At 70.4% G+C, this 11,593-nt stretch carries 12 protein-coding genes; 7 read left to right on the top strand and 5 right to left on the bottom strand.

What is annotated here, in order from left to right:
- On the bottom strand, positions 1 to 1,063 hold a 1,063-nt coding region (locus ACQKIP_RS26965), incomplete at its 3' end, for an MFS transporter (protein WP_427744325.1).
- A gap of 72 nt (positions 1,064 to 1,135) precedes the next feature.
- Here ACQKIP_RS26965 and ACQKIP_RS26960 point away from each other — a divergent pair.
- Positions 1,136 to 2,062, top strand: coding sequence for a LysR family transcriptional regulator (locus tag ACQKIP_RS26960; protein WP_365853967.1), 927 nt, complete (start codon positions 1,136 to 1,138; stop codon positions 2,060 to 2,062).
- Between the two features lie 5 nt (positions 2,063 to 2,067).
- Here the strand turns inward: ACQKIP_RS26960 and ACQKIP_RS26955 are convergent, their stop codons facing one another.
- Positions 2,068 to 2,877, bottom strand: a complete 810-nt coding sequence (locus ACQKIP_RS26955) for a helix-turn-helix domain-containing protein (RefSeq protein WP_365853969.1) — start codon at positions 2,875 to 2,877, stop codon at positions 2,068 to 2,070.
- Between the two features lie 158 nt (positions 2,878 to 3,035).
- On the opposite strand from ACQKIP_RS26955, the gene ACQKIP_RS26950 reads away from it, so the two are divergent.
- Positions 3,036 to 4,478 (top strand): MFS transporter, encoded by a 1,443-nt coding sequence (locus ACQKIP_RS26950; RefSeq protein ID WP_365853971.1) that lies wholly within the window; start codon positions 3,036 to 3,038, stop codon positions 4,476 to 4,478.
- 42 nt (positions 4,479 to 4,520) lie between these two features.
- Here the strand turns inward: ACQKIP_RS26950 and ACQKIP_RS26945 are convergent, their stop codons facing one another.
- The gene (locus ACQKIP_RS26945; protein ID WP_365853973.1) at positions 4,521 to 5,042 is read right to left on the bottom strand and encodes a hypothetical protein; all 522 of its coding nucleotides are present in this window, start codon (positions 5,040 to 5,042) and stop codon (positions 4,521 to 4,523) included.
- Between the two features lie 153 nt (positions 5,043 to 5,195).
- Here ACQKIP_RS26945 and ACQKIP_RS26940 point away from each other — a divergent pair, with 153 nt between their 5' ends.
- A complete protein-coding gene (locus tag ACQKIP_RS26940) occupies positions 5,196 to 5,831 on the top strand; it encodes a hypothetical protein (RefSeq protein ID WP_365853975.1) in 636 nt (211 codons plus the stop codon).
- A 24-nt stretch (positions 5,832 to 5,855) separates the two neighbouring features.
- Here ACQKIP_RS26940 and ACQKIP_RS26935 read toward each other — a convergent pair whose 3' ends face one another.
- Entirely contained in the window at positions 5,856 to 6,686 is an 831-nt protein-coding gene (locus ACQKIP_RS26935; RefSeq protein ID WP_365853977.1) for an SDR family oxidoreductase, read from the bottom strand.
- A gap of 128 nt (positions 6,687 to 6,814) precedes the next feature.
- On the opposite strand from ACQKIP_RS26935, the gene ACQKIP_RS26930 reads away from it, so the two are divergent.
- Positions 6,815 to 7,474, top strand: a complete 660-nt coding sequence (locus tag ACQKIP_RS26930) for a class I SAM-dependent methyltransferase (RefSeq protein ID WP_365853979.1) — start codon at positions 6,815 to 6,817, stop codon at positions 7,472 to 7,474.
- Positions 7,475 to 7,566: 92 nt separating this feature from the next.
- On the opposite strand, the gene ACQKIP_RS26925 is transcribed toward ACQKIP_RS26930, so the two are convergent.
- Positions 7,567 to 8,175, bottom strand: a complete 609-nt coding sequence (locus ACQKIP_RS26925; protein WP_365853981.1) for a hypothetical protein — start codon at positions 8,173 to 8,175, stop codon at positions 7,567 to 7,569.
- A 268-nt stretch (positions 8,176 to 8,443) separates the two neighbouring features.
- On the opposite strand from ACQKIP_RS26925, the gene ACQKIP_RS26920 reads away from it, so the two are divergent.
- The 3 genes from ACQKIP_RS26920 to ACQKIP_RS26910 form a co-directional block, all read left to right on the top strand.
- Positions 8,444 to 9,355: a LysR family transcriptional regulator gene (locus tag ACQKIP_RS26920; RefSeq protein ID WP_365853983.1), complete on the top strand. Its 912-nt coding sequence runs from the start codon at positions 8,444 to 8,446 to the stop codon at positions 9,353 to 9,355.
- 99 nt (positions 9,356 to 9,454) lie between these two features.
- Entirely contained in the window at positions 9,455 to 10,816 is a 1,362-nt protein-coding gene (gene hisD / locus ACQKIP_RS26915; RefSeq protein ID WP_365853985.1) for a histidinol dehydrogenase, read from the top strand.
- A 203-nt stretch (positions 10,817 to 11,019) separates the two neighbouring features.
- Positions 11,020 to 11,593 (top strand): amino acid permease (locus tag ACQKIP_RS26910; protein WP_427744320.1); only part of this gene is annotated, 574 nt, incomplete at its 3' end.

Raw genomic sequence — 11,593 nt, 5'->3', positions numbered from 1 at the left:
TGCCGGAGCCGAGGTAGAAAAGGAGGTAGAGCGCGGAGCCGACTCCGGCGCGGTGTTCGTCCGGTGTGCGTGCGTCCACCGCCCTGGCGGCGCCGCTGTAGGCGCATCCGTGGCCCGTACCGGCGAGCAGTGCGGAGCCCAGCGTGGCCGGGAGCGATACCGCGCCGGTGGCGGCAAGGAGCACCAGGCTCGCGGTCAGGATGCCGATGCCGGCCAACTGGGCCGTACGGGCAACGCGGTTGGCGGCGGCGAGCTGGGCCAGGACGGAACACACAAGGATCATGGCCAGGACACCGCCCGTGAGAGCGGGGTTGTCGCCGTGCGGGGTGCGCGCCAGGAGCGAGGGCAGCAGGGCCAGGTAGATGCCCAGGACGGCCCACGCGAGAAACCCGTTGAGCCCTGCGACGGCGAACAGCCGTCGGGCGGGGCGCGGGATGTGCGGCCGCGACGGGCGCCATCGCCGCATCGCGCCGCGCAGGACGGCCTGTCCGGGCGCGGCCCGGCACAGACGGAGCCACACCCACCCCAGCAGGGACAGGTGCAGCAGGTAGGGCGTGGCGAGCGGTCCCGGCGCGTACTGGGCGAGCAGACCGCCGACGGCCGGTCCCATCGCGGTTCCCCCGGCGAAGACGAGGCTCACCAGGAGCGGGCCGCCGATGCGGGCGGTTGGGCCGAGGTGGCGGGTGATGAGCGCCTGGGCCGCGCCGGTGGCGGCGCCCAGGGCGAGTGCCTGGCCGATGCGTCCGGCGAAGAGCCAGGCGATGTCGTCGGCCAGCAGGAAGCAGCAGGAGCCGGCTGCGGCGAGCACGAGGCTCAGGCGGAGCACGGGCCGGTGGCCCAGTACGTCCGCCGCGGGTCCGCACAGCAGCAGGGCAGGTCCGCTGACGAGCGCGAAGGTGGCGAACAGGAGCGTCGTAGCGAGGTCGCCGTAGCCGAAGAGCCGTTGGTAGTCGGGGTAGAGAGGGCTGGGCAGGTAGGCGCCCAGGGTCAGCACCAGGACCAGGAGCGCGGCGGTTCCCACCGCTTGCCGGTCGCTGCGGGCCGAAGCACTCAGGTCAGTCACGGGTTCAGTGTGCTGCGCACGAGCCTCGAAGAAAATCAAACGTTTATGAAGCAGATCATGCAAAATAGTTTCATGATCGATTCTCGTCTCCGGGTGTTGCAGATGGTGGCCGAACACGGCACCGTGACCGGCGCGGCGCAGGCACTCCACCTCACGCCGTCCGCCGTCTCCTACCAACTGCGCCAGCTCGGCGCCGACGTGGGCGTGCGGCTGGTGACGCAGCAGGGGCGCGGCATCCGCCTGACCAACGCCGCCCGCATCCTGCTGCGGCACACGGAACACCTCCGGGAACAGTGGGAACTGGCCCGCGCCGAGCTGGCGACCGCCGACGCCCAGCACCCGGGCCAGCTGACCCTGTGCGGCTTCTCCACCGCGGCCAGCAGACTCCTGCCCCCGGCGGCAGCATCCCTGCGCCAGGCCCACCCCGGCCTGTCCGTCCGCATCATCGAAGCCGAGCCCGACCGCTGCTTCGACCTGCTGCTCTCCGAGGAGGCCGACCTCGCGCTGCTCGTCGTCACGGCGGACTCGCCTCCCATGACGGACCACCGCTTCGACCAACAGCCGCTCTTGGACGACCCCTTGGACCTGGTCGTCTCCCGGGACCATCCCCTGGCGCGGCAGCGGCACGTCACGCTCGCCGACGCCGCCAGGGAGCCGTGGATCGTGGGAACCCCCGGCACGACCTATCACCAACTGGTGCTCGCGGCCTGCCTGAGCGCCGGCTTCACCCCCGACATCGCCCACCACGCGGACGAGTGGGACACCGGCACCGCGCTGGTCGCCCACGGCTTCGGGGTGATCCTCGTACCGCGGCTCGCCCGGCTGCGCGAGGACTCGCCGGTCATACGCATCCCGCTGCGCGGGGAGCCGGCCCCGGCCCGCCGCATCACGGCCGTCACCCGCCTGGGCGCCCGCGAGATCCCCCGCCTCCGGCACGCGGTCGACATCATCACGGCGATCGCATCCGAGACGCTGCCGGGCACGGCCGACCGCAGCTGACGAGGTCACACGCCGGCCGGCACGCCCGCGTTGCCACGGCTGGGCGCTGACGAAGCCTCGCCATTGAGATAGCGGCCGGGGGAAGTACCGACGGTCCGCCGGAACGCCGCGAGGAAGGCGCTCGGTGTCGCGTATCCCACGGTGTGTGCGACCCGGGAGACGGGCTGGCCCTCAGCGAGGAGGGGAAGGGAGGCACGCAGCCGCACATGGGTGCGCCAGCGGTCGAAGTTCATGCCGGTGTCGTGGACGAACAGCCGGGTCAGGGTACGTCGGCTCACCCCGACGGCCCGTGCGTGCGCCTCAAGACTCCGGGAGTCCGCGGGGTCGGCGAGCAGCGCGTCGGCCACGGCGCGTACGCGGTCGTCGCCAGGGCTCGGTACATCGATGGGCGTGGCCGGCAAGGGGCGCAACAGATCCAGGACAACCGCCTCGGCCCGTAGACGCGCGTCTTGGGGGAGGTCCTCGCGGCTGAGGTAGGTGATCAGGTGGGCCAGCAGCCCGTCGACGCCGACCGGCGTGGGTTCTGGCCAGTCCTGATGGCATCTGTCCGGTTCGAAGTAGAGGCTGCACAGCACCGCGTCGCGGGTCGCACCCGTCCGGTGCACAACCCCCGCAGGCAGCCACAACGCCCGTGTGGGCGGCAGGACCCAGTAGGCATCGTCGACGGCGACGCCGAGCACACCGCGCCGCGTCCAGGCCAACTGGTGCTGCGGGTGGCTGTGCGGGACGAACCACTGCCCGGACACCAGCGGAAAGGTCCCGACGACGATGGCGCCTGCCCCGGCCGGGACGTCCCCCACGACGGCATCGGTCATGCCTCCCAGCATATGTCCCCAACGCGATATGACATGGCCTTGTAGCGCATCGCGGACAGTACGGCGGCTGCCTAGCGTCGTCCTATGCCGATCAATCATCCGCGCCACAGGCGCTGCCGCAGCATGAACGGCCCGCTCACCAGAACAGGACGCCCGGCATGACGCCCGTACCAACCACGGCCAGCACCAACGCCGTTGGGCACCGCTGGGCAGCCCTGGTAGTGCTCTGTTTCGTGCAGTTCATGCTCGTACTGGACGACAACGTAGTGAGTGTCGCGCTCCCCAGCATGCGCGACGACCTCGGCTTCAGCACCGCCGGCCTGGCCTGGGTCGTCAACTCCTACTTCCTCGCCTTCGGCGGGCTGTTGCTGCTGTTCGGCCGCATGGCTGACCTGCTCGGCCGCAGACGCGTCTTCCTGACCGGTGTGGCACTGTTCGGTGCGGCGAGCCTGGTCTGCGGACTCGCGCAGGAACCCTGGCAGCTGGTGGCCGGGCGGTTCGTCCAGGGCGCGGGGGCGGCCATGGCAAGCCCCGCCGCGCTGGCACTGATCACGCTCCTCTTCCAGGATGCCGAGGAGCGCGCCCGGGCATTTGGCATCTGGGGCGGGATCGCGGGTCTGGGCGGCACGATGGGTCTGGTGATCTCCGGCGCGCTGACCGGCCTCGCGTCCTGGCGCTGGATCTTCCTGATCAACCTGCCGGTGGCCCTTGCGGCCGTGCTGCTGCTCCCGCGCCTGGTCCCCGAGAGCCGGGCCGGGCGCGCGATACACCTCGACGTACCCGGTGCGGTACTGGGCACGGGCGCCCTGGTGTCCTTGGTCTACGGACTGCTCCGCGCCGGCGAGTCGAACTGGCAGCACATGACCGCTGCCGGGCCCCTGGTCCTCGCCGTGCTCCTGGCCGTCGCCTTCGTCGCGGTCGAAGCACGAACTGCCGAGCCGCTGGTGCCGTTGTCGTTCCTGTCCCTCCGATTCCGCGCCGTCGCCAACGGTTCGACCCTGATCTTCTCCGCCGCCATGTACGCGATGGCCTTCCTGCTGATGGTGCACCTGCAGACCGTGCTGGGCTACCGCCCGCTCACGGCCGGACTCGCCTACCTGCCCTACGGCGCCGGCATCCTGACAGGCATGTGGCTCTCCTCCCGAGCGGTAGTCCGGCTCGGCGTGCGACCGGCCCTCGTCATGTCGTTTCTGATCACCGCGGCCGGGCTGCTGATGCTGTCCGGCGTGGCACCGAGCGACGGTTACGCTTCCGGAGTACTGCCCGGCATGCTCGTCACGAGCCTGGGGTGCGGACTGAGCCTGCCCGCCCTGACCGTCGCGGCACTCACGGGTACCACCGAGGAGAACGCCGGGCTCGGCTCGGCCGTCCTGAGCTCTGTCCAACAGGTCGGAGGTGCTGTGGGGGTGGCGGTGCTTGTCGCTCTGGCCACGCGCCGCAGCGACGCACTGACCGCGCAGCACGACCCCCGGCACACCGCGACGGAGGGCTTCTCGTTCGCGCTCACCGTCGCTGCCGCCCTCCTCGCGCTCGGCGCTGTCCTCATAGCCGCCTTGCTCGGGAAGAATCACCGCCCACCGGACTCACCCGCACATGGGTGACACGCTCACAGGACCACCGCAGTTGCGGCTGGTGACATGTTCCTACTTCACCTTCCCTTCCCAGTGCCGGCCATCGTGATCAAGGTCAGGTACGACCTCGAGGTCGACCTTGTTCAGCTGGCCGCGCGGGATGTCGAACCCGAACTCTGCGGTGCCGTTCGCACCCGGTGACACGCTGCCCTCTATCCCGATGTCGAGGTTCTCTGGGATGTCAACGATGCGAGGGCACGACTCCCCGTCCTCACCGGACTTCACGTATACCGACATCAGTCCGGCATCGAAGCGCTCATCGGTGCCGTTGTGGACCTTGATGCGCCACTTCACGGCCTGATGGTTGGGTTCGTGCCCGGCGGCAGAGTCCGAGGGCGTGAACTTTTTCGGCTTCCACGTGGTGACGGTCAGGCCGTCGTCCCACTTCTTCGTGTCTCCCCAGGAGCCCGCCTCATCAGCCGTCGGTGCAAGCGAAGGCGCGGCCACGGCCATGCTGCTGCCGGCTCCCAGGAGGCATGCAGTCATCGCGGCGACCGACAGGCGGGCGACCGCGGAGGTGCGTATGCCGTTCATACTTCCAGGATCCGCCCGGCTCTGGGCTCGGTCGACCGGAGCCCGTACCCGCCTCGTGGCCGTTCGGAGGCCGGGGCCGGGAGACACGACGCAGGTCGGGCCCCACGGGAAATGGTGGTGCGTCCGCGGCGGCTCGCGGGCGAGACTGGGGCCGTGCTGATCATGGACGCCGTACTGGAGACTTACGGGACCAAAGACTTCGCTCTGTGGCCCGTCGCCGACCCGCCCGCAGGTCCCCTGCTGGCCCTGTCCGGCGACCTCTCACCCCATGAGCTGGGCACGGCGATGGCGGTCCTGACCAGCTACAACAAGGGAAGTCGCGAGCGCCGGGCCGCCAGCCCTGAGGACTGCGTGGAGCAGATACGCCGCCTGGTGGCGACGGAGTGCATCGTCGCTCCCGGTGGCCTGCGGCTGCGGGACACCGCTACCAGAGTCACCGTTCTGCCCGGATGCTGCAACGGGCTTGAGAACTGGCGAGACTGGCTTGATCTGCTGGACGGCGGGGAGCCGTGGCTGGGCCACGATCCCACGCCGGGCGTCGAGCACGTCGCCGGGGCGGCGACCGTCCGGTTGTGGCCCGATGGGGATGACCGGGAGGGGCTCCCCGTCTCTCTTCCTCTTGCCCAACTGGCGGTACTTCTGAGCTCAGTTCGGGAGCAGCTCGTCGGTTTCCTGGCTTGCGTCGAAGAATGGACTGCTCAGTACGCCCCGCGCCTGACCACTGCGGTGGTGGCGAAGCTCAGCGAGGACTTGGCCATAGGCGGCCCTCTGCAGAACAACCAGGGCTGAGGCGCCGCTGCCTCAAAGAAGCGCTCAATCCGGCACGGCGAGGAACTGGCGGGCGCCGCGCAACGTGGTGCGCAGCAGCTTGTGCTGAGTGACGCGGCTGTCGAGGCGCACGTCGATCGCCCCGCGAAGTGCGCTGTCGGATCGCAGTCCCGACAGCAGACGGGAGGCGTCGAGCCCGTCTCGCCTGGCGATGAGAGTGCCTAGTTCATGACGGCTGATGGCATGGGCTCCAGCCAGGTGGTGCACGCCGCGCGCATCGCTGAACGCGAGTTCCAGCAGGGCGGCCGCCAGATCGGCGACATGAACCGGGCAGCGGATGTCGTCGGTGAACAGGACACCGCTCCGGGCTCCGGCAGCGAGGTCGTGCACCATGCGTACGTGTACGGACCGCCGGTCGCCGATGATCAGCGAGGTCCGGGCGATGCCGGCCTCTGGATGCACGAGGCGGACCCCTGTCTCCGCTGCGGCCTTCGCCGCACCGTAGGGGGTGACTGGGTCCGGCACGCAGGATTCGTTGTAGTGGACGCGGTCGCCGGAGAACACCGCGTCGCTGGACACGTGGACCAGGCGGCTGCCGTACCGTGCTGCGGACATCGCCAGGCGGACAGGCCCCTCGGCCGTGGCGGCCCAATCGTCCTGGCTGCTGGCCGCGTTGACGATGAGGCGCGGCTCCACCTCAGCCATGACTGCTTCGACGCTCTCAGGATCCCGCAGGTCCAGGGCGTGCCACGCGACGCCCGGAGTGCGGCCCGGCCGGGTGGCGAAGGTAGCGGCCGTCGCTTGCCCGGCCGCTGCCGCCTGACGGACCAGCTCGGAACCCAGAAATCCACTGCCGCCGATGATCAGGAGTGTCATGACGAGTCACGCTAGTTCCTCATGACTCTTGACCGTGCCCAGCCGTGCAAGCCGACAGCGTCTACAGCAACCATGCCCACGAGTTGCGGCGTCTTGGTCTGACCTACCACCGTACGAAGGAAACCCGCATGGACGACAACACCCTCCTCGCAGAGCAGGTGGCCTACTACAAGGCGGGCGCGGGCGAATACGACCGGCCCTATGCGGAGCGCGAAGATCTGCAGGAGTTACATACCCTCGTAGACCAACTCCCCATCACGGGGGACGTGCTGGAGTTGGCCTGCGGCACGGGGCAGTGGACTCCGCTGCTCGCCGCGCGGGCACGTTCGGTGACCGCGGTCGACGCGGCGCCCGCAGTGCTGGCCATCGCCCGGCGGCGCACTGCCTCCTTCCCCGCCGTCCAATTCGTTGAGGCCAACCTGTTCGAGTGGCAGCCGCCTCGGCGCTACGACACCGTGTTCTTCGCCTTCTGGCTCTCCCACGTCCCGCCGGCCCGGTGGCCCGCCTTCTGGAACACCGTCGCGGCCTCCCTCGCACCCGGCGGCAAGGCGATCTTCGTCGACGACGGGCCCGCTGCGGTGGCAGAGGAGGAAGTCCTCGCGGAACACTCCTCCCCCGCGGTGCTGCGCAGGCTCGACGACGGCAGTCAATACCGCATCGTGAAGGTGTTCCACGATGCCCCGACGCTCACGAACGAACTAACGGCGCTGGGCTGGTCGGCCCACATCCGGCCGCTGACCGGCGGCTACGTCGGAATCGCGGAACCGCCGCCGCTACCTGTCGGCTGACTACCGGACTCTGCATTGCCCCATGGGTGCCCTTGCGGCGCCCGGTACGGGCCGGAGACGCCACCTCTGCTCCCACACCAGCAAGGTGAATCTCAGCCCGCCCCGGCCGACTCGTTCCGCGCCCGCACCCGGTCCACCGACCATGCCCCCACGCCCACCACGACCGCAGCCCCCGCCGCATACACCGGCAGCCACAGCGTCGTAGTGGCGGACAGGCAGTCCGCGATGGCCGTGTGGCTTTGGGTGTTCTGTGCCTGGATCAAGGCGGCCGGGTCGCGGGTGGCCAGGTTCGACAGTGCTGCCTCCGTGCGGATGCTCTCGTAGGCGCCCAGCGCGTCGCACCTGTCACGCGTGCCCGGCATCGGAAACAGCCACGCCCAGCGTTGCAGCATGGGGGCCAGCGCGATCACCACGCACAGGCCGACGACCACCGAATACGCCGCCAGGTTCCGCACGTACGAGGATCGGGGGCCGGGCATCCACCGCGGCAGGCGGTAGAAGCAGAACACCACCGCGAGCAGCGTCACCCCGATGTACGTGGCGAACCACTGCCAGGAGCCTTGCGCGAGCATGGCCGTCAGCACGGCCGCGAGCGCGATGCCGATGACGCCCTGCTGGTCAGCCTGGTCAGAGGCGCCGAGGCCCGCTCCGGCCGTCGACACCGGAGTCCGGGCGCCCCGAGGCGTCTTGTGACCGTCCACCGTTCACCGCCCTCCAGCCCGATCCGGCCCTCAGTGTCCGGAGGCAGCACCTCCCCGGACCGCAGCCATACCGGACAGGCAGGGCAGTCCCGCCCGATTGGCGGGACTTCTCCGCACTGCCGGGCGTCCGCCGCCTACCTCGGTACCGGGGCCGCGCCGTCGGTTCCTAAGGTGCAGGTATGCACAGGACCGCCCCCCTCCCCGTCCCCCTCCGGGACCGCACTCGCCGCAGCCGCCTCCCGGTGCTCGTCCCGGAAGGGAGCCCGGCATGACTCTCAACCAGTTGCGCGCCTTCGTCGAAGCCGAACGGCTCGGTTCCTTCACCGCTGCCGCGCAGGCCATGGACATCGCCCAGGCATCCGCGTCCGAGCTCGTGCGCCGTCTGGAGGCGGAGCTGGACGCGGAGCTGTTCCAGCGCGGCAGCCGCACCCTGACGCTGACCGCGGCGGGACGCGAACTGCTGCCGTACGCCCAGGAGTCAGTGGCGGCGGCCGACAGCGGGACGCGGGCCGTGCACTCCCTCGGGTCGCTGGGCGGCGGCACCGCCACCTTCGGGGTGCTGCGCAACGCCGACTATTACCTGCTCTCCAACCTCGTCCAGATGTTCCACGCCCGGTATCCGGCCGTCCGCGTGCGGCTCGTGGGCCAGAACTCCGCCGAGACCGCCCTGGCCGTCGCGGAAGGGCAGATCGAAGCGGGCCTGGTCATTCTGCCCATCGACGACGAAGAACTCGCCATCACGCCCCTCATGCGGGACGAGGTGTTCTTCGTCAGCGCGAGCGCCGAGCGCACCAGCGCTCCCGTGACCATCGAGGCCTTCTCCCGCGCCCCGCTGGTCCTGTACGACGCGCACTACGGCTGGAAGGACCCGACCCGGCGCCAGCTCGCCGAGCGCGCCCAGCTCGCCGGAGCCCGTATCGACCCCCTGATCGAGCTCGAACACGTGGAAGCCGCACTGAAGTTGGCGGCGGCCGGTGTCGGCGACACCATCGCGAGCCGGGCGGTCATCGACAGCCCCAGATTCCCCGCCGGACTGCACACCGCACCCTTCGCCGAGCCCCTCTACGACACCATCGCGCTCGTCAGGCGCCGCGGCCGCCCCCTCTCCCGCGCCACCCGGGAACTGGCCCGCCTCGCCGAGGACACCATCCGGGAGATCGGCAGCGGGCTTCTGACCTAGTACGCCGAACCGCCATACCGGTCCCACAGGAAAACCCTGTGGCATCCGCAGGAATCGCCCCTCTAGTCCTGTGACACAGCCGCGTCTACCGTCCCGCATATGCAGATCACGCACGACGAACAGAAGACCCTCGCTCCCTTCCAGTGGCTGAAGAAGCCGGAGGTCGACGGTCCCCCCGCCCAGCGCGACCCCAAGGTGGTCGAGCGCGTCTCCCAGATGCTGAAGGAGATCGAGACCAAGGGCATGGACGCCGTCCGTGCCTACGGCAAGGAGCTGGACGGCTGGTCCGGCGACCTCGAGATCGGGGCGACCGAGCTCAAGAAGTCGGGCGACGCCCTGCCCGCCGACGTCCGTACCGCCCTGGAGATGGGCTACGAGCGCACGCACCGTTTCGCTTCCGCGCAGCGCGAGCACCTGACCGACTTCGAGATCGAACTCGCCCCCGGAGTGGCGGGCGGCCAGCGCTACGTCCCGGTGTCCAGGGTCGGCGCCTACCTCCCCGCCGGCCGGTTCCCGCTCCTGGCCAGCGCCTTCATGACCGTGGGCGTCGCCAAGACGGCCGGCGTGCCCACCGTGGTGGCGTGCACTCCGCCCTCGGGCGAGCACGGCGCCCACCCGGCCGTGCTCTACGGCGCCTACCTCTCCCGTGCCGACCGCGTCTTCGCGGTGGGCGGTGTCCAGGCCCTGGGCGCGATGGCGTTCGGGCTCCTGGGCGAGGCCCCCGTCGACATGCTGGTCGGTGCCGGCAACGCCTTCGTCACGGAGGCCAAGCGGCAGCTCTTCGGGCAGGTCGGCATCGACCTGCTCGCGGGCCCCTCCGAGGTGGCCGTCATCGCCGACGACACCGCCGACCCGGTCTGGGTCGCCGCGGACCTGCTGGGCCAGGCCGAGCACGGCCCGAACTCCCCGGCCGCGCTGATCACCACGTCGGAGAAGCTGGGCCGGGCGGTCGTCGCGGAGATGGACCGGCAGCTGGAGACCCTCGCCACCCGTGACATCGCCGGACCCGCCTGGCGTGACTTCGGCTCCGTCGTCGTCGTGCGCGACCGGGACCAGGCCGTCGCCGTGTCGGACATCCTGGGCCCCGAGCACCTGGAGATCCAGACGGAGGACGACGACTTCTACCTGAACAACCTCACCAACTACGGCTCGGTCTTCCTGGGCCCGTGGTCCACCGTCGCCTACTCCGACAAGGGCATCGCCGGCACGAACCACGTGCTGCCGACCGGCAAGACGGCCCGCTACAACGCGGGGCTCTCCGTCTCCCGCTTCCTCAAGCCGCTCACCTACCAGCGGGCCGTCAAGGAGGGCACGGCGTCCCTGGCGCCCGCCGTCGAACGGATCTCCGCCTTCGAGGGCCTCGCCGCCCACGGTGCGACCGCCACGATCCGGATCGACCGGATCGGCCGCACCTCCGGTGCGTTCGACGCGATCCCGGACGCGCTGCGCGAGCAGCTCTGATCCCGGCCCCCGCCCCGGTCGGCCTCGCCTCCGTGCCGGATCCGGCCGGGGGCGGGGGGTTCCGGCGCCAGGAGCACCACGGTGAGCACCGTGCTCCGGCCGCGACCGGTGCCCGGGCCGTCGCCGGTGTCGAACGCCCGGGACGAGTGAGTACCGTCCTGTACCAGGGGCACCCGCGCCCCCACTCCCCCGAGGATCTCCCCATGCACCACCCCACGCTCGAACCGGCGCCCCCGACCGCGGGCCCCGCGCTCCAACAGGGCCTCAAGGGCCGCCAGATCACCATGATCTCCATCGGCGGCGTGATCGGAGCCGGCCTGTTCGTCGGCTCGTCGACCGCCGTCGCGGCCGCAGGACCTGCCGTTCTCATCTCGTTCCTGCTGGCCGCCGCCCTGGTGGTGCTCGTCATGCAGATGCTCGGCGAGATGGCCGTCGCCAACCCCGACACCGGTTCGTTCTCCACCTACGCCGACCGCGCCCTGGGCCGGTGGGCCGGGTTCTCCATCGGCTGGCTGTACTGGTGGTTCTACATCCTGGTCATTCCCATCGAGGCCATTGCCGCGGGCGAGGTCATCGCGGGTCTCACGTCGGTGCCGAGCTGGATTCCGGCGCTCGCCATGATCGCCTTGCTCGCGGGCAGCAACCTCCTCGCGGTGCGCAACTACGGGGAGTTCGAGTACTGGTTCGCCCTGTTGAAGGTCGTCGCGATCGTGGCCTTCCTCGTGCTGGGCGCGCTGGCGATCTTCGGGGTGTTGCCGGGCTCGGATGCCCGGGGCG

The organism is Streptomyces sp. NPDC059900, assembly GCF_050270335.1.
In the GTDB taxonomy this organism is placed as follows: domain Bacteria; phylum Actinomycetota; class Actinomycetes; order Streptomycetales; family Streptomycetaceae; genus Streptomyces.
The sequence above is the reverse complement of the archived record's forward strand: the minus strand, read 5'-3'. Positions and strand labels throughout refer to the sequence as shown.